Source organism: Rhodanobacter thiooxydans, assembly GCF_021545845.1.
Classification (GTDB): Bacteria; Pseudomonadota; Gammaproteobacteria; order Xanthomonadales; family Rhodanobacteraceae; genus Rhodanobacter.
In genome coordinates this window covers 3,552,589-3,573,278 of sequence record NZ_CP088923.1, presented here as the reverse complement: position 1 = coordinate 3,573,278, position 20,690 = coordinate 3,552,589, and the positions used below count along the sequence as shown (strand labels likewise).

Below are 20,690 nucleotides of genomic sequence, written 5' to 3'. Positions count from 1 at the left end.
ACTCTGCGGAGGACGGGAAATGTTTGAACTGATCGATAAACTTGCACCCAATGCGGTCATCAAGGTGATCGGCGTGGGCGGCGGCGGCGGCAATGCCGTGGCGCACATGCTGAATGCCAACATTGAAGGCGTGGAATTCGTCGTCGCCAACACCGACGCACAGGCGATGAACAGCTGCGGCTCGCGCACCCACCTGCAGCTCGGTGGCAACGTGACCAAGGGTCTCGGCGCCGGTGCGAATCCCGAAGTCGGCCGGCAGGCTGCGCTGGAGGATCGCGAACGGATCGAGGCGATGCTGGAAGGCGCCGACATGGTGTTCATCACCGCCGGCATGGGCGGTGGCACCGGTACCGGCGCGGCACCAGTGGTGGCGCAGCTGGCCAAGGAGAAGGGTATCCTCACCGTGGCGGTGGTGACCAAGCCGTTCCCATTCGAGGGCCGTCGGCGCATGCAGGTTGCGCTGAAGGGCATCGAGGACCTGTCCCAGCACGTCGACTCGCTGATCACCGTGCCGAACGAGAAGCTGCTCAGCGTGCTCGGCCGCGAGGTCACCCTGCTCAACGCGTTCAAGGCCGCCAACGACGTGCTGCAGGGCGCCGTGCAGGGCATCGCCGACCTGATCACCGCCCCGGGCCTGATCAACGTCGACTTCGCCGACGTGCGCACCGTGATGTCGGAGATGGGCCTGGCCATGATGGGCTCGGGCACCGCCCGCGGCGACGACCGCGCCCAGGCGGCGGCCGAGGCGGCGATCAAGAACCCGCTGCTGGAGGACGTCAACCTCAACGGTGCCTGCGGCATCCTGGTCAACGTCACCGCCGGTCCCAACCTGACCATGCGCGAGTTTGACGAGATCGGCCGCATCATCCACGACTTCGCCAGCGAGGACGCCACCGTGGTGATGGGCACCTCGCTGGACCCGGAGATGAAGGACGACGTGCGCGTCACCGTGGTCGCCACCGGCCTCAACCGGGCGATGGCCTCGCGCCAGCAGCCGCCGATCCGCATGGTCGAGACCCAGCAGGTGCTGATGCGCCCGCGTCCGGTGGTGCTGCGGACCGGCACCGGCAACGAGGTGGTCGACTACGCGCAACCGGAGATGGCGGTCAGCCACGGCCGTACGGAACCGGCGGCACCGGCGAAGGGCGCCGAGCCGGGCTTCGATTACCTGGATATCCCGGCGTTCCTGCGCCGCCAGGCCGACTGAGTAGGCATATCGACTTCGGACCGCTTGCACAAGTTAAGGAAATGCGAAAGGATTGAACGATCGCCCGTTGGATCGGTCACTACTTCCATCGTGCCGCGCCGGCGCCGTCTGCCGGACCGAGCGATGCGCGGGGAAGGGCCGGGGTTGGCTTCGGCTGGCCGTTCGCAGCTTTACAGCAGCAAGACTGTGCGTCGGGATGACGCATGGCCTGTCGGCGCGGGATTGCCCGCAGCGACTGGCCCGATACCCCTGCCGGATTCCCGTCCCAGGCCCGGGGTATCGTGTCGCGCCGCCGCCTGATCGGGAAAACCGCAGCGGACGCGTCAGCTTTCAAGGATGAAAGAAACATGAAGGCTTAATCAGACTGTACGGTACGGTTTGCTTTCACCACAGGTTAAAACTGTGTTAGCATCCGCCCCTGATTGGCTGCTGCCTACACAGGTACCAACTACAATGATCAAGCAGCGTACGCTCAAGAACGTCATCCGGGCGACCGGCGTCGGCCTGCATACGGGTGACAAGGTGTACATGACTTTGCGACCCGCGGCGCCGAATACGGGCATTGTGTTCCGCCGCACCGACCTGACCCCGCCGGTGGATATCCGCGCGCGTGAGGACAATGTCGGTGATACCCGGCTGTCGACCACGCTGGTCGATGGCGAGGCGCGCGTTGCCACGGTCGAGCACCTGCTCTCGGCGATGGCGGGCCTGGGCATCGACAATGCCTACGTCGACCTGTCCGCGCCGGAGGTGCCGATCATGGACGGCAGCGCCGGTCCGTTTGTCTTCCTGCTGCAGTCCGCCGGCATCGAAGAACAGAACGTGGCCAAGCGCTTCATCCGCATCAAGAAGCCGGTGAAGGTGCAGGAAGGCGACAAGTGGGCCAGCTTCGAGCCGTTCGAGGGCTTCAAGGTCGGCTTCTCGATCGACTTCAACCACCCGATCATCAGCCAGCGCACCTCGCGCGCCGAGATCGACTTCTCCACCACCTCGTTCGTCAAGGAAGTCAGCCGCGCGCGCACCTTCGGCTTCATGCGCGACATCGAGATGCTGCGCGAGCACAACCTGGCGCTGGGCGGCTCGATGGACAACGCGGTAGTGCTGGACGACTACCGGGTGCTGAACGAGGACGGCCTTCGCTACGAGGATGAGTTCGTCAAGCACAAGATCCTCGACGCGATCGGCGACCTGTACCTGCTCGGCCACAGCCTGATCGGCGCGTACCACGCGCACAAGTCCGGTCACGAACTGAACAACAAGCTGCTGCGCACCCTGATGGCCGATGCCTCGGCCTGGGAAGAGGTCAGCTATCAGGATGATCCGGCCACCTCGCCGATCTCCTACGCCCACCCGGCACAGGCCATCTGAGCCGACCAGCGGCCAGTCCTCTACGAGTCCCTCACGAAAAACGGCTCCGTCGCGCGACGGGGCCGTTTTTTTGTGGGGCCAATCACGTTCTGGGGGCGCTGCGCTTCACGCCTTCGCGACATGGCTGATTACTCCTTAACAAATGGCGTGCTATAAAACCGCCTGCGACATGCGGACCGGCGCCATCAATCGGTGCCGGGCGAGGGGGAATCAGCGGTTTCGGCGAAGGACGCCAGCTCAAGGAACAGCGCCCGCAATTCGGGGTCTGTGAATGATGCGGCGGCGGCCCTGAGGTGGGCGGCGGCGGCAGGCGAAAGCGGTTTCGACCGGTCCGGCGCTGTGGCGGCTGGTGCAGGGGGGATCACTTTCACGGTGACTGAACTGGCGCAGGTGCCAATGGCATGTGCGGCGGCAAGGATTTGCGTCTGCATCAAGCGCAGCCGCGATGCCCAGCCCGGTGAAGACGCCAGGAAGACGAGGCGATCGTTGCGCAGGTTGGCGAACCTCACCTGCTCGCGAAGCGGTAACGGCAATGTCTGGCGCAGTGCGCGGTCCAGCGCTTCCAGCGCGTCGGCCCTTCGGGCCAGCGTCGCGAAGGAGCCGCAGTCGGCGAGGGGCTTCGGCCCGCTGCCGGTGCGGCGGGAAGTGGCCGGAGTGGCGCGTTGCATGGTGCCGGAATTCGACCCAGGAAAGACATGCAGATCATACTCGTATCACGCGCCCGGAAACTGCCGAAAACCCTCGACCTGGCCGACCATCGCCTGCGCTGGAAGCTGTTCTCGGCCGCTGCGCTGGCGGTACTCGGTTGCATGGGTGTCGGCGTGGCGCTGGCCATGCTGGTGGCCAGTCCGCGCGACCGCGCGCTGGCCGAGATCCGCGACCTGCAGCAGCAGGCCCGGCAGCAGGACGCCCAACTGGGCGGGGTGCGCCAGGAAGCCCAGCGCAGCCTCGACGCACTGGCCGTGAAGCTGGGCCAGCTGCAGGCCCAGTCGACCCGCCTGAACGCGCTGGGCGAACGCCTGGCGGAGGTCGGCAAGCTCGACGACGGCGAGTTCGATTTCGACCAGCAGCCGGCCGTCGGCGGCGTCGAGGACCCTGGCAGCAGCGCTTATGCCCTGCCGCCTGCGCTGGACAACAGCATCACCCAGCTGGCCAGCCAGTTCGATCGCCAACAGGCGCAGCTGTCGGCGCTGCAGAGCCTGCTGCTGGATGCCCGGATCGAGTCGAACCTGAAGCCGACCGGGATGCCGGTGCCGGGTTATATCTCCTCCTATTTCGGCGTGCGCGCGGACCCGTTCGACGGCCGCTCGGCGCGGCATACCGGCATTGATATCTCGACCCCGCTCGGCACGCTGGTGCACACCGTGGCCGAGGGCATGGTGACCTTTGCCGGCGTGCGCCAGGGCTACGGCAACGTCGTCGAGATCGACCACGGCAACGGCTACATGACCCGCTATGCGCACAACAGCGCGCTGGTGGCGCGTCCTGGCCAGCACGTGCAGGTCGGCGACGTGGTGGCCCGGGCCGGCTCCACCGGTCGTTCCACCGGTTCGCACGTGCATTTCGAGGTCTGGTACAACGGCCGCGTGGTCAACCCGCTGGCGTTCGTGCGCAACCATCGCTGAGGCCCGTTGCTGCCCACCATGCCTTGAATCCGGCGCTGGCCGGCGCCATTCAGGATGACGCTGCGGCCTGGCTCGACCGGCCGCATCCCGGCGCGGCTGCCTCCGCGGATGGTGCCCGGCGGGCATGTAGTAACATGCTCGATTGGCCCGCGTGCGCCGTGGGCATTTCACTCCAACCCGGAAGATCGATGTTCAATCGTGCCCTGACGAGCCTGTTTGGCAGCCGCAACGAACGCGTGTTGCGCCAGCTTTCCAAGAGTGTCAACCGCATCAATGCGCTGGAGCCCGAATTCGAGAAACTGAGCGATGACGAGCTGCGCGGCAAGACCGACGTGTTCAAGCAGCGTGTTGCGGCCGGGGAATCGCTCGACAAACTGCTGCCGGAAGCGTTTGCGGTGGTGCGCGAGGCGGCCAAGCGCACTCTGGGCATGCGCCCCTACGACGTGCAGATGATCGGCGGCATGGTGCTGCACCAGGGCAAGATCGCCGAGATGCGCACCGGCGAGGGCAAGACCCTGGTCGGCACGCTGCCGGTCTACCTGAATGCGCTGGCCGGCAAGGGCGTGCACGTGGTCACCGTCAACGACTACCTGGCCCGGCGCGACTCGGCCCAGATGGGCAAGCTGTACAACTTCCTCGGCCTGGCCGTGGGGGTGGTGTACCCGGGCATGGACCACGCAGACAAACACGCGGCCTACGCCGCCGACATCACCTACGGCACCAACAACGAGTTCGGCTTCGACTACCTGCGCGACAACATGGCGCTGAGCAAGGAACAGCGCTATCAGCGCGGCCTGCACTATGCGATCGTCGACGAGGTCGACTCGATCCTGATCGACGAGGCGCGCACGCCGCTGATCATCTCCGGTCCGGCCGAGGATTCCCCGCAGCTGTACATCGCAGTGAACAAGATCGTGCCGCAGATGGTCCGCCAGATCGAGGAGAACGGCGAGGGCGACTACTGGGTCGACGAGAAGCAGAAGCAGGTGCACCTGTCCGAGGCGGGCATGCAGCACGCCGACGAACTGCTGCGCGCGAGCGGCGTGATCGAGCAGGACAGCGGCCTGTACGACTCCAAGAACCTGGCGGTGGTGCACCACCTCAACGCGGCGCTGCGGGCCAACGGCATCTACCAGCGCGACGTCGACTACATCGTGCGCGACGGCGAGGTGATCATCGTCGACGAGTTCACTGGCCGCACCCTGCCGGGTCGGCGCTGGTCGGACGGCCTGCACCAGGCGGTGGAGGCGAAGGAAGGCGTGCCGATCCAGCGCGAGAACCAGACGCTGGCCACGGTGACGTTCCAGAACCTGTTCCGCATGTACAAGAAGCTGGCCGGCATGACCGGCACGGCCGACACCGAGGCGTTCGAGTTCCAGAGCATCTACGGCCTGGAGGTGGTGGTGATTCCCACCCACAAGCCGATGATCCGCAAGGACAACCCGGACATGATCTTCCTGTCGCAGACGCCGAAGTACAACTCGGTGATCGAGGACATCCGCGCTTGCCACCAGCGCGGCCAGCCGGTGCTGGTGGGCACCACCTCGATCGAGGTGTCCGAGCTGCTGTCGGGCTTGCTGAAGAAGGCCGGCGTGGCGCACGAGGTGCTGAACGCCAAGCAGCACGAGCGCGAGGCGCACATCGTGGCCCAGGCCGGCGCACCCGGCCAGGTCACCATCGCCACCAACATGGCCGGCCGCGGCACCGACATCGTGCTCGGCGGCAGCCTGGAGGCGGCGCTGGCGGAGCTGCCGGCGGAGGCCGGTGAGGCCGACCGCCAGCGCGTCAGGGCCGAGTGGAAGAAACTGCACGAACGGGTGGTCGCTGCCGGTGGCCTGCACATCATCGGTACCGAGCGGCACGAGTCGCGCCGCATCGACAACCAGCTGCGCGGCCGTTCCGGTCGCCAGGGCGATCCGGGCTCCTCGCGCTTCTACCTGTCGCTGGAGGACAACCTGCTGCGCATCTTCGGCGGCGAAGGCCTGGTGCGCTGGATGAAGCGCTTCGGCATGAAGGACGACGACGCGCTGGAAGACCGCATGATCAGCCGCCAGATCGAGAAGGCGCAGCGCAAGGTCGAGCAGCACAACTTCGACATCCGCAAGCACCTGCTGGAGTTCGACGACGTCGCCAACGACCAGCGCAAGGTGATCTATCGCCAGCGCGACGAACTGCTCGACGACGACGAGGTGCAGGCCACCGTTGCCGACATTCGCGACGACGTGGTGCAGAGCATGGTGCGTGCGTACGTGCCGGACGATAGCATCGACGAGCAGTGGGATCTGGCCGGGCTCGACCGCGAGCTGGAAAGCGAGCTGGGCCTGTCGCTCGACCTCAAGCAATGGATCGAGCAGCAGCACGAGATCGACGCGAAGATGCTCCTCGAGCATGTGCGCGGCGCGGTGCATGAGCTGTTCCAGGCCAAGGAGGCGCAGATCGGCGCCGAGACCATGCGCCAGCTGGAAAAGCACATCATGCTGACGGTGGTGGACAACGCCTGGAAGGATCATCTGGCCAGCATGGATTACCTGCGCCAGGGTATCTACCTGGTCGGCTACGCACAGCAGGACCCGAAGCAGGCGTTCAAGCGCGAGTCGTTCAAGCTGTTCTCCGACATGCTCGAGCGGATCAAGGCCGAAGTGGTGCAGATGCTGGCGCGGATCCGCATTCGCAGCGAGGAGGAAGTCGCCGCGATGGAGGCCGAGCAGCGCCGCCTGGCCGATCGCCTGCAGAAGCAGATGCTGGCCAGCGGCGGCGGCGCGCCGACGGAAGGCGCGTTTGGCGGCGCGGTGGCAGCCGAGGCGGCGGTCGGTGCCAGCATGCGTCTGGCGCAGCAGCCTGCGCAGCACGATGGCTCCAAGGTCGGACGCAACGACCCGTGCCCGTGCGGCTCGGGCAAAAAGTACAAGCACTGCCACGGCCAGCTCGCCTGAGTTGTTTTTTTGCAATCGTCCCTGATCGCGAGGGTCAAACGGGCGGCCATCCATGGCCGCACGCCTCATCAAAAGAAAACCCCGCTGCGGCGGGGTTTTTTCATGGCTGTCGGTTCAGTAGTGGCGGATCAGTCCTCGCCGCCGGGTGGGCGTTTGCGATACGGCTCGGCGTTGACTGCGATGTACTGCAGCTCCTCGCTGTCCAGCCGCAAGGCAGTGAGCTGCCCGCCCCAGACGCAGCCGGTGTCGATCGCGTGCACGCCGAGTCCGGCGAAGCGGCCCAGTGCCGACCAGTGGCCACAGACGATGCGGGTGTCGCGCCGGCGCATACCGGGCACTTCGAACCACGGATACAGTCCGGCCTTCTGCGTGCCGGGAGCACCCTTCGCCTCGAAGTCGATGCGGCCGTTGACGTCGCAGTAGCGCATCCGGGTCATCGTGTTGATGGTGGCGCGCTGGCGGTCCAGGCCCTGCAGCCGGCTCGACCACAGCGCCGGCCGGTTGCCGAACAGGTTGCGCAGCAGACGTGGATGGTGCGGGCTGGACAGCTCGCGCTCGACCTCTTGCGCGGCGCGCTGCGCCTGGCGCAGCGTCCACGTTGGCGCCAGGCCGGCATGCACCATGGTCCAGTTGAGCTGCTCGTCATGGTGCAGCAGCTTCTGCGAACGCAGCCACTCGAACAGCACCGGTGCGTCGTCGGCGAACAGCACCTCACGCAGTTCGGGGTTCACCCGGGCCTGCGCGTCGGGCCGGCGCTGGGCGATCGCCAGCAGGCTGAGGTCATGGTTGCCCAGGGTGACCACGCTGTATTCGCGCAGGCCGTGGATCAGCCGCAGCGTGTCCAGCGAGCGGCCGCCGCGGTTGATCAGGTCGCCGCAGAACCACAGCCGGTCCTGTGCCGGGTCGAAGCGCAGCTTGTCGAGCAGGCGTTGCAATTCGGGATAGCAGCCCTGCACGTCGCCGATCGCGTACGTAGCCATGTCAGCGCAGGGCCATCAGTGCAGCGTACGCGGAATGGACAGGGTGAAGGTCGGGATGGGCGCCTCGAACTCCGTGCCGTCGTCGGCCAGCATCCGGTAGCTGCCGCCCATGGTGCCGACCGGCGTCTCCAGCACCGCGCCGGAGGTGTATTCGAAATCGTCGCCGGGCCGCATCCAGGGCTGTTCGCCGACCACGCCTTCGCCGGTGACCTCCTCGACCTTGCCGTTGCCGTCGGTGATCATCCAGCGGCGTGCGAGCAGGCGCGCGGGCATCTCGCCGGCGTTGCGCAGGGTGACGGTGTAGGCGAAAACGTAGCGATTGTCACCGGGCTTCGATTGGTCGGGGACGAAGCGGGTTTCGACCTGCACGTCGATCGTGTAGGAAGATTTTTCAGTCATGCCCGGATTGTAAGGCCTGCCGCCGTGAATGGGGCGCGCGTTTCCCTCAGAGGCTGCCGTAGACCTTGGCCAGGCGCACGAAATCGGCCGGAGCGAGGGTTTCGGCGCGCGCTTTCGGGTCGACCTCGGCGCGCCGGATCGCGTCGGCGTCGAGCAGTTGCCGCAACGCATTGGCCAGCGTCTTGCGGCGCTGGCCGAACGCGGCCTTGACCACCGCGTGAACGTGTTCCGGCACCGCGTCGTGCCGTTCGTCGGGCGGCAACGGCTGCAGCCGCACCACCGCGGATTCGACCTTCGGCGGCGGGCGGAACGCCTCCGGCGGCACCTCGAACAGCGGTTCCACGCGACAGGCCAGCTGCAACATCACCGACAGCCGGCCGTATACCTTGCTGCCCGGTTCGGCGGCCATGCGCTCGACCACTTCCTTCTGCAGCATGAAATGCATGTCGCGGATGGCCGCGGCATGCTCGACGCAGTGGAACAGGATCGGGCTGGAGATGTAGTACGGCAGGTTGCCGGCAATGCGCAGCTGCGGCACGCCGTGGCGGTGCGCCAGCGCGCTGAAGTCCACCTTCAGCACGTCGGCGTGGACGACGTGCAGCTCGCCCACCGTGGCGGCACGCGAGCGCAGGGCGGGGATCAGGTCGGTGTCCAGCTCGATCGCGGTGAGCCTGCCCGCCGCCGCCAGCAGCGGCAGGGTCAACGCGCCCTCGCCGGGGCCGATCTCGACCATGAAATCCTCCGGCCGCGGTGCGATCGCGCCGACGATGCGGTCGATGTAGCGCCGGTCGTGCAGGAAGTGCTGGCCGAAGCTTTTCTTGGGGCGTGCGTTCATGGGGCAGCAGTGAGAGGTTGTGATTTTTTCAACCTCTCAGGTCGGCCAGGGCGAGGGGCATGGATGCCCGAGTTGAGGCAACGCAGGAGCGGTTGCCCGATGGCCGAACATGAAACAGTCACGCAAGTGACTGTTTCATGTGAGCGAGTCCGGGCGTGTACCGGACTCGCGATCGAAGAAAACCACAGGATGTGGTTTTCTTCACAAGCTCTGAGAGGTTGTGATTTTTTCAACCTCTCAGGTCGGCCAGGGCGAGGGGCATGGCGAGGGCATGGATGCCCGAGTTGAGGCAACGCAGGGAGCGGTTGCCCGATGCCCGAGTTGAGGCAACGCAGGAGCGGTTGCCCGATGGCCGGACATGAAACAGTCACGCCAGTGACTGTTCCATGTGAGCGAGTCCGGGCGTGTACCGGACTCGCGATCGAAGAAAACCACAGGATGTGGTTTTCTTCACAAGCTCTGAGCGAAGAGGAGCGGGGAACGAGAGTGGTGGCCTGGCTGCTTTTGCTCACTTCTCACTCCTCTTCGTGCTCTTCTCGCTGGCGCGCCGCCAGCGCCAACGCGAGGTTTGCCGCCGCGATCAGGCTGGATGGATCGGCGCGGCCGCTGCCGGCCAGGTCCAGCGCGGTGCCGTGGTCGACCGAGGTGCGGATGAACGGCAGGCCGAGGGTGAGGTTCACGGTGCGGTCGAACGCCTCGCTCTTCAACACCGGCAGGGCCTGGTCGTGGTACATCGCCAGCACGGCGTCGTAATGCGCGCGCTGTGCCGGCACGAAGGCCGTGTCGGCGGGCAGCGGGCCGAGCAGCTGCATGCCTTCGCGGCGCAGGGCGTCGAGCACCGGGATCAGCGTGTCGATCTCCTCGCGGCCGAGGTGGCCGCCTTCGCCGGCGTGCGGGTTGAGCCCGAGCACCGCGATGCGCGGCGCGGCCATGCCGAATTTGCGCTGCAGCTCGGCGTGCACGATGCGCAGCGTGCGGGTCAGCGCAGCCGGCGTGATCGCCGCCGATACCGCTGCGAGCGGCAGATGGGTAGTGGCCAGCGCTACCCGCAGTTCCGGGCTGGCCAGCATCATCACCACGTCGGCGCGCGCGCGTTCGGCAAAGAATTCGGTATGTCCGCTGAAGCGGATGCCGGCGTCGTTGATCGAGGACTTCTGCAGCGGCGCGGTGACCACCGCGTCGTAGCGGCCAGCCATGCAGCCGTCGGCGGCTTCGGCCAGCGTGTCCAGCACGTGACGGGCGTTGCGCGGGTCCGGCCGCCCCGGCACTTCCTCGATGGCCAGCGGAACGTGGTGCAGACGCAGCGAGCCGGGGCGGCGTGCCGCCTGGTGGCTGCCGTCGTCGTCGGTGAGTTCGATGGCCACGCCGCAGCGCGAGGCGGCGCGTTGCAGCAAGCCGCGGTCGGTGATCGCTACCAGGCTCGCCGCCAGCGGCGTGGCGGCCAGGCGGATCAGCAGTTCGGCGCCAACGCCCGCCGGCTCACCCGCCGTCAGCGCGAGCCGGGGCAGTGGCATGGTGTCCAACCGCCGTTACGGCGAGCTGGCGGCAGCCTGGCTGTCCGCGTCGCGCAACTCGGGCACCAGGACGTCGACATAGGCGTTGGAGCGCAGGTCGCGCAGGTAGTCGTCGTAGACCTGTTCGGACTTGCGCGTGCCGATGGCCTGCCGCGCCTGGTCGCGTTCGATCTGCACGGTCTGGTCGCGCTGGCGTTCGCCGAGCCGCTGCACGATGTGCCAGCCGGCGGCGCTCTGGAACGGCTGCGATACCTGGTCGTCCTTCAGCTGGGCCAGTTGCGCGGCAATGGCCTGGCCCCATGCCTGCGGCGGAAACCAGCCCATGTCGCCGCCGATGTTGGCGGTGGTGTCGTCCTTGGAGTTTTCCTTCGCCAGCGTGGCGAAGTCCTCGTGCTTGTCGACGACGCGGTGGTACAGGTCCTGCGCCTTCTGCTGGGCCTGCGCCGGGGTCAGCAGGTCGCTTGGCTTGATCAGGATCTGCCGTGCGTGCAGCTCGGTGACCATCTTGCGGCTGTTCTGGCGCTGATCGACCAGCTTGAGGATGTGGAAGCCGGTTGGGCCGCGCAGCGCCGCGCTGACGTCGCCGGGCTTCATCGAAGCGAGGGTGTCGGCGAACGCGGGCGGGATCTCGTCCAGCCGGCGCCAGCCGAGGTCGCCGCCGTCGAGCGCATCGGGCGCGTTGGAGTAGCGGATCGCGGCGGCGTTGAAATCCATGCCGCCCTTGATCGCGGCCAGCGCCTGCTCGGCCTTGGCCTGGCTGGCCTGGATCGCGGTGGCGTCAGCGCCGCCCGGGATGCCGATCTGGATGTGCGCCAGGTGCACCTCGCCGGCCTTGTAGGTCGGGCTGCTGAGCAGGTTGTCGATCTCGCTGTCGGTGACCGAGACCGAATCCTGCACCACGCTCTGGTGCAGCCGCTGCACGGTGATCTGGTCGGCCAGCTGCTCGCGGAACGAGGCGAAGCTGGCGCCGCTGCGCTCCACCTCGGCACGCAACTGCTCGGGAGTGAGCTTGTTCTGTTCGGCCACGCCCTGCACGGCCTGGTCGACGTCGGCATTGGAGATGCGGATGCCCTGGTCCCGCGCCTTCTGGATCTGCAGGCGCATCAGCACCAGCCGATTCAGCACCTGCTGCTGCAGCACGTTCATCGGCGGCAGCTGACCGGCGCGGCCGGCGTACTGTTGCTGCACCGAAGCCACGGCGTCGTTCAGCTCGCTCTGCAGGATCACGTCGTCGTTGACCACCGCCGCGATGCGGTCCAGCGGCTGGTCGGCCGGCGCCAGCAGCTGGGCGTGGGCGGGGAGCATGATCGCGAGCGCGAGCAGGAGGGATGCAAGGGATTGCTTCATCAGTGGAAAGCCTGATTTCGCCGGGGCGAATGCGTTTATTGATAGCCGAGAATATCACGGCGCAGCAGTGGATCGATCTGGCTGCCGGTGGAGCCCAGCCCCTTGAAAACCACCTCGAACATGACGGCATTGTCGCGATGGTTGATGTTGCCGCCGGTCGGCGCCGGACCGAAGCCGTAGTAGCTCTGGTTCACGTAGCTGCGCCCCACCAGCCGCAGCGACACGCAGCAGCTGTCGTACTCCACGCCGGCCAGTGCATCGACGCTCTCGCGATCCTTCACCGAGTAAGTCCATGCGCCCACCAGCCGCCAGCGCTCGGACACCGGGTAGACCACGGAGGCGTTGTATTGTTCCAGCAGGCCCCGACGGTAACGGTAGGAGAAATTGAGGACGCCGTCGGTGCGGATGCGCCGCTGCAGCTGCACCGAGGCCAGGTCGGTGAGACGGGTGTTCGGGCTCCACTGATAGCTGCTGCCCAGGCGCCAGCGCTCGCTGAGCTGCACGTCGAGCTGGGCCACGTAGGACGAGCGGACCCAGTCGGTGCCCAGCACCTTCTGTGGGCTGAAATAGTGGATCTGGCCGATGCTGGCCGATACCCGCTCGACACCACCGTCGTCGAGCAGGCGGCTGGTCAGCGCCGCGGTGAGGTTGTTCGCGTCCATCTGGCGGTCGGCGCCGGAGAACTGGTTGGTCGAGAACAATTGCCAGTAGTCGAACGACATCACGTTGGTGTCGAACAGCGGCAGGTTGTCCTGCTTGCGGTACGGCACGTACAGGTAGTACAGCCGCGGCTCCAGCGTCTGCGTATAGCTGCTGCCGAACAGCGTGGTGCTGCGGTCGAACACCAGTCCGCTGTCGAGGCTGACGATCGGCATCGAGCGGCTCGGCGACTTCTGGTTGAACGGCGAGGTTGCACCGCTGCCGAGCTGCCCACCGTAGCCGTAGTTCTGGTAGCTGCTGTCCAGCTGGTAGGCGGTGTAGCGGTAGCCGAGCCGCGGGCGCACGAACCAGGCCGAGCTGCCGAAGTCGGCCGCCAGGTACGGGTAGATGTCCTCGCGCTGGCCTTCGACGAAGCCCGCCTTGCGGAACGCCACCGCCGAGCTGTCCACGCCGACTTCCAGCCAGCGCGACAGCGGCACGTCCAGGCTGAACTTTGCGTAGGGCAGCTGCTTGTAGGGCAGACCGTAGTCGGTGACGAACGGGTTGACGTTCTGGTAGATGGTGCCCCCGAAGGAGGCGTTCCACCACTTGCCGCCACCCATGATCGCGGCATTGGAGGCGAGCGTGTAGACGGCGGAGTGAGACAGGGCATCGCCGTAGTCGTACAGGTAGCTGCTGTCCGAGGCGTGGTTGTACGAACCCACGAACTGCCAGCCTCGCCACAATTGCGTGCTGTCGGAGAAGTTGACCAGGTAGCGCGAGTCGCCCTTGGTGACGGCCAGGCCGTCGTTCCCGCCGCGGTCGTCCGGCACGTACTCCACGTTGAGCTGGCCGCGGCTGCCTGCGGTCAGGTAACGGAATTCGCCGGCCAGCATCGCACCGCGCGCGCTGTAGTAGCGCGGGTCCAGCGTGGCGTCGTAGTTCGGCGCCAGGTTCAGGTAGTACGGCGTGCTGATCTCGTAGCCCGAGCGGCTGGTGTGGCCCACGGTCGGGTAGAGGAAGCCGGTCTTGCGGCGGTCGTCGACCGGGAAGCTGAAGTACGGCAGGTACAGGAACGGCACGTTGCCGAGGCGCATGGTGGCGTTGCGCGCCACGCCGACGCCGGTTTCCTTGTTGATGGTGATGGACTTGGCGCGGAACTCCCACAGGTGGTGGCCGACGTCGCAGGTGGAGTAGGTGGCCTGCGAGTAGCGCGAGTGCTGCGCATCCAGCATCTGGCCCTGGCTGGCGGTGCCGTTGCCGCGCGCGTCGAGCATCTGGTAGCGCACGTCGTTGGCGGTGCCGCGGCTGGCCTCGGTGTTGCCGCGCATGCTGGAGGCGGCCAGCAACTGGCCGGCCTCCTGGTAGCGCACGTTGCCGCGGGCGTCGTAGTCGGTGTTCTGGTCGTTGTAGTCGATGCGCTCGGCCTGCAGCTGCTGGTCGGCGCGCTGCAGCTTCACTTCGCCGGAGAGGTGGTAGACGGACTGGTTGGAGCTGTCCACGTGCTGCGCCTGCACCAGGGTGGGGCTGGTCTCGCGCAGGCTGGCGTCCTTGCCCAGGCTGGGGTCGTAGAACTCCAGCAGGGCATTGGGCCGGCACATGGCGTAGTTGAGCGGGCGCGGCGCGCAATGGAACGAGCCCAGCGGACAGGCCTGGTTGGTCGGAGCGGCGGGCGGGGCCGGGGGGGTGCTGGCGTCGGCCTGGCCGCCGAACAGGGCAAGGGCGGCAGCGACCGCCAGCAGGCGGCGTGGAGGTAGCTTGGGCGTCACGGGGAATCTGCCGGCTTCGAAGGCTCGTTAAGCTAGCAGAAAGACCCCCCGGACGGCAGGTGAAGCTTTGCCGCCGCACGCCGGGGATTCAGCCGGGACGGGTACTGGAAGGGAAATCCGGAGTGGGAAAGCAAGGCGCCGTGCGGCGGCCTAGCCGATGAGGGCGCCGACGTGCGCGCCCACGCAGGCGGCCAGCGCGCCCCGGTCGTAGCCACCTTCCAGGGTGGACACCATCCGGCCGCCCGCATGCGCGTCGGCCAGTGCCGCCAGGCGTTCGGTGATCCACGCGTAGTCTTCGCTGCCCAGGCGGATGTCGGCCAGCGGGTCGTTGCGGTGGGCGTCGAAGCCGGCCGAGACCAGCACCAGCTGCGGCTTGAACGCATGCAGCCGCGGCAGCAGCACGCCGTCCCACAGCTCGCGGAACTCGTGCGAGCCGGCGCCCGGCGACAGCGTGCCGTTGACGATATTGCCCACCCCGCGCTCGTCCTCGCGGCCACTGTCCGGATACAGCGGCGACTGGTGGCTGGAGGCGAACAGCACGCGCGGCTCGCGCTCGAAGATGTCCTGGGTGCCGTTGCCGTGGTGCACGTCGAAGTCGGCGATGGCCACCCGCTTGAGCCCATGCGCGACCAGCGCATGGGCCGCGCCCACCGCGACGTTGTTGAACAGGCAAAAGCCCATCGCCTGCTCGCGCGTGGCGTGGTGGCCGGGCGGCCGCACCGCGCAGAAGGCGCGCCGTACCTCGCCACCGAGCACCGCGTCGACCGCCGCGACCACCGCGCCGGCGGCACGCAGCGCCGCCTCGGTCGAGCCGGGGCCCATCACCGTATCCGGATCCAGCGCGAGCATCTCGCCCGCCGGCGCACCGAGCAGGACCTCGCTGATGTGCGCCGCGCCGTGCACGCGCTGCAGCTGCTCGCGGGTAACCCGCGGCGCCTCGATGCGGTCCAGCGCGGCGAAGCGGTCGTGGTCCAACGCCTGCAGCACCGCCTGCAGCCGTGCCGGCCGCTCGACGTGCCCCGGGCCGGGGTCGTGCTGCAGGCAGGCAGGATGGGTGTACAGCCGCAGCATCGCGGCGGCTCTAGGTCGCGGAGGGCTTGCGGCGGCGCTCGTGCTGCCACAGCACTTCGCCGTGGCCGCTGGTGCGGGCCAGCACGCGCGAGATCACGAACAGCAGGTCGGACAGCCGGTTCAGGTAACGCTGCGGCTGGTTGCGGATGTCCTCCACTCGCGACAGCGCGACCACCGCGCGCTCGGCGCGCCGGCACACGGTGCGTGCGAGGTGGCTGCAGGCTGCCGCCATGCCGCCGCCGGGCAGGATGAATTCCTTCAGTGGCGGCAGTGGCTCGTTGAGCGTGTCGAGGATGCGTTCCAGCCGCTCGATGTCGCTGTCCTCGACCATCGCCATGCCCGGAATGCACAACTCGCCGCCGAGGTCGAACAGGTCGTGCTGCACCTGGGTCAGCGCCTCGCGTACCTCGTCATCGACGCCGTCGGCGGCCAGCAGCATGCCGATCGTGCTGTTGAGTTCGTCCACCGTGCCGTAGGCATCGACCCGCGGCGAGTCCTTGCCCACGCGCGAGCCGTCGCCGAGACCGGTCGAACCGTCGTCGCCGGTGCGGGTGTAGATCCGCGAGAGGCGGTTGCCCATGTCAGTGCCGGGTGTAGCCGCGGTGCGGCGCGGCGTGCGCCAGCTGGGTCGCCAGCACGTGCAGCACTGCGCCCAGCGCCACGTACACGGCAGTGCCGGCGAGAAACGGCAGATACCAGTCGCCGAGGTTGCCGAGCCACGCGCCGAAGCTGCGCGGCGCCGGCACGCTGGCGCTGATCCAGTAGAAGCTGCCGTTGGAGACCAGGTAGCAGGCACCCTCGGCCACCAGCAGCGCGCCGGCCGCGAGGCCCAGCGTGCGCAGGTTCAGACCCTGCTGGCGCTTCGCCAGCCAACTGCCGCCCAGCCACAGCGCGCCGTAGGACGGCAGCAGGAACCAGTAGGCCGGCGACACGCAGTAGTGGCTCCAGAAGTCGATGCCCTGGCCGCTGATCACCAGGTAATCCATCAGCACCGCTTCGGCCATCAGCAGCGGGAAGGCCCAGCGGCCCTGGCCGCGCAGCCAGAAGCCGGCGAGGAAGAACACGCCCCACGAGGCGTCCCACAACGCGTGGTGCAGCAGCGAGGGATGGAAGCGGGTGACGCCCATCACCAGGGCCAGGCCCAGGAAGATGGTCAGGCGTCGGGTCGTTGAGGTTGCCATGTGGACTCCGTGCAGCTCGGCGGGATACAGGTCTGCAAGTTTAGCCCAATGCGACCGGCCCGATGTGTCGGTGCCGCGCCGGCGCGTATCATCCACGGCATGAATGCTTCCGCATCCCCTGCCGGCGGCAGCGTGCTGGTCATCGGCGGCGGCCTGGTCGGCACCAGCCTGGCGATCGCGCTGGATGCCGCCGGCGTCGCCGCCACCCTGGTCGAGGCCGCCGCGCCGCGCACCGATGCCCAGCCCAGCTACGACGAGCGCAATCTGGCGCTGGCCCGCGCCACCGTCAACGGGCTGGAGGCGATCGGCGTGTGGCGGCACGCGGCCGTCCGCGCCACCCCGATCCGGCACATCCGCGTCACCCGCGCCGGCGAGTTCGGTAGCGCACGCCTCGATGCGGAGAAACACGGCGTCGACGCGCTGGGCTGGACCCTGCCGGCACGCGAACTCGGTGCGGCGCTGCTGCGCCGGCTCGACGAATGCACCCGGCTGACCCGGCTGGCGCCGGCGAGACTGGCGTCGCTGCAGCCGTTGCCCAGCGGCTGGCGCGCCCAGGTCGAAACCGCCGACGGCACGCGCAGCCTCGACACGCCGCTGCTGGTTGGCGCCGACGGCACGCAGTCGTTCGTGCGCGCGCAGCTGGGCATCGACGCCGAGAGGCACGACTACCGGCAGACCCTGTTCGTGTGCACGGTCACCGCGGAGCGCGAGCACGCGAACCGCGCGTGGGAGCGTTTTTCCGATGAAGGGCCGGTTGCCCTGCTGCCGCTGGCCGAGCGCCGCTGCGGCTTGGTGCTGACGGTGGCGGCTGCCGAGGCCGAGGCGGTGGCAGCGCTGGACGACGCCGGTTTCATCGCGCTGGCGCAGCGCCGTTTCGGCTGGCGGCTGGGCCGGCTGAGTCGCCCGGGCAAGCGGCATCCATATGCGATCCAGCGGGTCGCCGCGGCGCAACTCATTGCGCCGCGTGCGGTGCTGGTGGGCAACGCGGCGCAGACCGTGCACCCGATCGGCGCGCAGGGTTTCAATCTCGGCCTGCGCGATGCACTGACCCTGGCCGAACTGGTCGCCGCCGCGCCCGAGCCGGGCGCATCCGAGCTGCTGGCGCGCTACGCCGCGCGGCGCGCGCCGGACCGCGAGGGCACCATGGCGATGAGCCACGGCCTGGTGCAGCTGGCTTGCCTGCCGCAGCCGCTGCTGGCGCCGCTGCGCTCGCTGGCCCTGCTCGCCTGCGACCGGCTGCCGCCGCTGCAGCGCGCACTGGCGCGGCGCGGCATGGGTTTCCGCGGCGAGCCGCCGCTGGCGGTGCTGGAGCGTCTGCCATGAATGCACCGGCACAGGAGATGACTTCGCGTCGTCGCCCGCCCGCGCTGGACGTGGCCGTGGTCGGCGGCGGCATGGTGGGTGCTGCCGCGGCGCTGGCCCTGGCGCGCGCGGGCTTCGCCACCGCCCTGCTGGAGGCGCGCGCGCCGGCGGCCTGGGATGCGCATGCCGAGGTGGACCTGCGCGTGGTCGGGCTGGCGCCGTCGTCGGTGATGCTGCTGGACGAATTGGGCGTCTGGACGTCCATCCGCGCTGCCCGCGCCAGCCCGTACACGCACATGCACGTCTGGGACGCCGCAAGCGGCGCGGCGATCGACTTCGACGCCGCCAGCGAGGGTCGCGACCGGCTCGGCTACATCGTCGAGAACAGCCTGGTGCAATGGACGCTGTGGCAGGCGCTGGACGCCGCACAGGGAAGTGCCAGTGCCGCGGGCGCAGGACGCGCAGGAGCGGCCGCCGCACAGGGAAGTGCCAGTGCCGCGGGCGCAGGACGCGCAGGAGCCAGTGTGCGCCGGCTGTGCCCGGCCGAAGTGCGCGGTTTCGAGGCGCGCGAGGATCGCATCCAGCTGGAACTGGCCGATGGCGAGACTCTTTCCGCCAGCCTGCTGGTGGCGGCCGACGGCGCCGGCTCGCCGCTGCGCGCACTGGCTGGCATCGGCACGCGCGGTCGCGACTACGCGCAGCGCGCGGTGGTGGCCCACGTCGCCACCGAACGTCCGCACCAGGACACTGCGTGGCAGCGCTTCCTGCCGGGCGGTCCGCTGGCGCTGCTGCCGCTGGCCGACGGGCGCAGCTCGATCGTGTGGTCGCTGCCCGAGGCCGAGGCGCAGCGCGTGCTGGCGCTGGACGACCAGGCTTTCCTCGACGAACTCGGCGTCGCCAGCGATTTCCGACTGGGCCGGATCGTCGCCGCCACGCCGCGCGCGGCGTTCCCGCTCAGGCTGCAACTGGCCGAGCGTTACCAGGCCGACCGTTTCGTGTTGCTGGGCGACGCCGCGCACGCGGTGCATCCGCTGGCCGGGCAGGGCGTCAACTTGGGCCTGCGCGACGTGGCCGAACTGCGCGACACGCTGCTCGACGCGCGTGCCGCCGGCCGCGACATCGGCGCCGCCCACGTGCTGCGCCGCTATGCGCGGCGCCGGCGCAGCGCCGATACGCTGGATGCGCTGGGCTTCGATGCTCTGGCCCGCATCTACGCCTGGCAGTCACCGGCGCTGGTGGCCGCGCGCGGCATCGGCGTGCGCGTGCTGGACCGCCTCACGCCGCTGAAGCGGCGATTGTCGGAGCACGCTGCCGGACTGTGATCTTTGCTCCTCCCCCTGCTTGCAGGGGGAGGAGCACCGCAACCCTCCCCTGCGACCGAAGGGAGTCCCTTTGGGACAAGCAGGGGAGGGAGTCAATGCCACCGGAGGATCGATCATGCGCATCGCCCGACTCTGTTGCCTGCTGTTGCTCGCCGGTTCAAGCCTCACCGTTCAGGCGAAGATGGTGCATCGCCCGATCGAATGGACCCAGGACGGTACCCGTTTCCACAGCGTACTGGTTTACGACGACGCGTCGAGCGCGAAGCGGCCGGGCCTGGTGATGGTGCCGAACTGGTATGGCGTCAACGACGTGGCCGTAAAGAAGGCCGAGATGATCGCCGGCAAGGATTACGTGATCCTGCTCACCGACATGTACGGCGCCAACGTGCGCCCGCAGCCGGGCCATGCCGACCAGGCGCAGGCGGCGGTGAAGCCGCTGTACGGCGACCGCACGCTGATGCGCAAGCGGATCAATCTGGCGTTGGATCAGCTGAAGGCGCAGGCCGCCAGCGCGCCGCTCGACGCATCGAAGTTGGCTGCGATCGGCTTCTGCTTCGGCGGCTCGGCCGTGCTCGATCTGGCGCGCAGCGGTGCCGACGTGGCCGCGGTGGTGTCGTTTCACGGTGGTTTGGATACCGACAACCCGGCACTGGCGAAAAATATCAAGGCGCGCGTGCTGGTCATGAACGGCGCCGATGACAAGGGCACCATGCCGGATGCGGACAAGTTCATGGACGAGATGCGCATGAGCCCCGCTGACTGGCAGTTCGTGGTGATCGGCCACGCCGTTCACTGCTTCACCGAGACCGGCGAGAACTCGCCCGGCTGCCGCTACGACGAGCGTGCCGCCACCCGCAGCTACCGCCTGATGCACGACTGGCTGCGCGCGGCGTTTGCCGGCACACCATAGGGTTCTTGTTGGGCGCGATGACGCTGTTGGTTCGGGAGCAGGGATCTTGATCTGCCAGCGGCGGCCGAGTCACTTTTTTCTCTTGCGTGGCCCTGTAGCGCACTCTGTCCACAAGGGACTTCCTTCGGTCGTGCGCGATGCTCTTGCTCTTGCCGCATTCAGAGCGAAAAGCATCAGAGACAAGAGCTTTCGTGCGCCTTCGGCGCGCGAGTTACTTTCTCTTTGCGTGGCCAAAGAGAAAGTAACCAAAGAGAAAGGCCACCCCGCTTCCGCGCCTTGCGGGCATCC

At 68.0% G+C, this 20,690-nt stretch carries 17 protein-coding genes; 7 read left to right on the top strand and 10 right to left on the bottom strand.

What is annotated here, in order from left to right:
• Positions 1 to 19 precede the first annotated feature (19 nt).
• Both ftsZ and lpxC read left to right on the top strand, forming a co-directional pair.
• The gene (gene ftsZ / locus LRK53_RS16225) at positions 20 to 1,207 is read left to right on the top strand and encodes a cell division protein FtsZ (RefSeq protein WP_027493146.1); all 1,188 of its coding nucleotides are present in this window, start codon (positions 20 to 22) and stop codon (positions 1,205 to 1,207) included.
• 453 nt (positions 1,208 to 1,660) lie between these two features.
• The gene (gene lpxC / locus LRK53_RS16220; RefSeq protein WP_027493145.1) at positions 1,661 to 2,575 is read left to right on the top strand and encodes a UDP-3-O-acyl-N-acetylglucosamine deacetylase; all 915 of its coding nucleotides are present in this window, start codon (positions 1,661 to 1,663) and stop codon (positions 2,573 to 2,575) included.
• A 185-nt stretch (positions 2,576 to 2,760) separates the two neighbouring features.
• Here lpxC and LRK53_RS16215 read toward each other — a convergent pair whose 3' ends face one another.
• Positions 2,761 to 3,243: a DciA family protein gene (locus LRK53_RS16215; RefSeq protein WP_027493144.1), complete on the bottom strand. Its 483-nt coding sequence runs from the start codon at positions 3,241 to 3,243 to the stop codon at positions 2,761 to 2,763.
• Positions 3,244 to 3,270: 27 nt separating this feature from the next.
• Between LRK53_RS16215 and LRK53_RS16210 the strand changes: the two genes are divergently transcribed.
• Together LRK53_RS16210 and secA are read left to right on the top strand one after the other, a co-directional pair.
• Positions 3,271 to 4,200 (top strand): M23 family metallopeptidase, encoded by a 930-nt coding sequence (locus LRK53_RS16210; protein WP_037089969.1) that lies wholly within the window; start codon positions 3,271 to 3,273, stop codon positions 4,198 to 4,200.
• Positions 4,201 to 4,388: 188 nt separating this feature from the next.
• A complete protein-coding gene (secA, locus tag LRK53_RS16205) occupies positions 4,389 to 7,133 on the top strand; it encodes a preprotein translocase subunit SecA (protein ID WP_027493142.1) in 2,745 nt (914 codons plus the stop codon).
• Between the two features lie 128 nt (positions 7,134 to 7,261).
• Here secA and LRK53_RS16200 read toward each other — a convergent pair whose 3' ends face one another.
• The 9 genes from LRK53_RS16200 to LRK53_RS16160 form a co-directional block, all read right to left on the bottom strand.
• Complete coding sequence (locus tag LRK53_RS16200; protein ID WP_027493141.1) at positions 7,262 to 8,113, bottom strand: symmetrical bis(5'-nucleosyl)-tetraphosphatase; 852 nt, start codon at positions 8,111 to 8,113, stop codon at positions 7,262 to 7,264.
• Positions 8,114 to 8,128: 15 nt separating this feature from the next.
• Positions 8,129 to 8,512, bottom strand: coding sequence for a Co2+/Mg2+ efflux protein ApaG (gene apaG, locus LRK53_RS16195; RefSeq protein WP_027493140.1), 384 nt, complete (start codon positions 8,510 to 8,512; stop codon positions 8,129 to 8,131).
• A 46-nt stretch (positions 8,513 to 8,558) separates the two neighbouring features.
• A complete protein-coding gene (gene rsmA / locus LRK53_RS16190; RefSeq protein ID WP_027493139.1) occupies positions 8,559 to 9,347 on the bottom strand; it encodes a 16S rRNA (adenine(1518)-N(6)/adenine(1519)-N(6))-dimethyltransferase RsmA in 789 nt (262 codons plus the stop codon).
• Between the two features lie 515 nt (positions 9,348 to 9,862).
• Positions 9,863 to 10,861, bottom strand: a complete 999-nt coding sequence (gene pdxA / locus LRK53_RS16185) for a 4-hydroxythreonine-4-phosphate dehydrogenase PdxA (protein WP_027493437.1) — start codon at positions 10,859 to 10,861, stop codon at positions 9,863 to 9,865.
• A 15-nt stretch (positions 10,862 to 10,876) separates the two neighbouring features.
• The gene (locus LRK53_RS16180) at positions 10,877 to 12,208 is read right to left on the bottom strand and encodes a peptidylprolyl isomerase (protein ID WP_027493436.1); all 1,332 of its coding nucleotides are present in this window, start codon (positions 12,206 to 12,208) and stop codon (positions 10,877 to 10,879) included.
• Between the two features lie 35 nt (positions 12,209 to 12,243).
• A complete protein-coding gene (locus LRK53_RS16175; protein WP_027493435.1) occupies positions 12,244 to 14,616 on the bottom strand; it encodes an LPS-assembly protein LptD in 2,373 nt (790 codons plus the stop codon).
• Positions 14,617 to 14,766: 150 nt separating this feature from the next.
• The gene (locus LRK53_RS16170) at positions 14,767 to 15,687 is read right to left on the bottom strand and encodes a histone deacetylase family protein (protein ID WP_027493434.1); all 921 of its coding nucleotides are present in this window, start codon (positions 15,685 to 15,687) and stop codon (positions 14,767 to 14,769) included.
• Between the two features lie 10 nt (positions 15,688 to 15,697).
• Positions 15,698 to 16,267 carry a cob(I)yrinic acid a,c-diamide adenosyltransferase gene (locus LRK53_RS16165; RefSeq protein WP_027493433.1) on the bottom strand — a complete coding sequence of 190 codons (570 nt, stop codon included), beginning with the start codon at positions 16,265 to 16,267 and terminating at the stop codon, positions 15,698 to 15,700.
• A gap of 1 nt (position 16,268) precedes the next feature.
• Complete coding sequence (locus LRK53_RS16160) at positions 16,269 to 16,868, bottom strand: hypothetical protein (RefSeq protein ID WP_037090122.1); 600 nt, start codon at positions 16,866 to 16,868, stop codon at positions 16,269 to 16,271.
• A 99-nt stretch (positions 16,869 to 16,967) separates the two neighbouring features.
• Between LRK53_RS16160 and ubiH the strand changes: the two genes are divergently transcribed.
• From ubiH to LRK53_RS16145, 3 genes are all read left to right on the top strand, one after another.
• A complete protein-coding gene (gene ubiH / locus LRK53_RS16155) occupies positions 16,968 to 18,191 on the top strand; it encodes a 2-octaprenyl-6-methoxyphenyl hydroxylase (protein ID WP_027493432.1) in 1,224 nt (407 codons plus the stop codon).
• On the top strand, positions 18,188 to 19,492 hold the full coding sequence (locus LRK53_RS16150) for a UbiH/UbiF/VisC/COQ6 family ubiquinone biosynthesis hydroxylase (protein ID WP_027493431.1): 1,305 nt from the start codon (positions 18,188 to 18,190) through the stop codon (positions 19,490 to 19,492). The genes ubiH and LRK53_RS16150 overlap by 4 nt, the downstream gene beginning before the upstream one ends.
• Positions 19,493 to 19,607: 115 nt before the next feature.
• Positions 19,608 to 20,402 (top strand): dienelactone hydrolase family protein, encoded by a 795-nt coding sequence (locus tag LRK53_RS16145; RefSeq protein WP_027493430.1) that lies wholly within the window; start codon positions 19,608 to 19,610, stop codon positions 20,400 to 20,402.
• Positions 20,403 to 20,690: the final 288 nt, after the last annotated feature.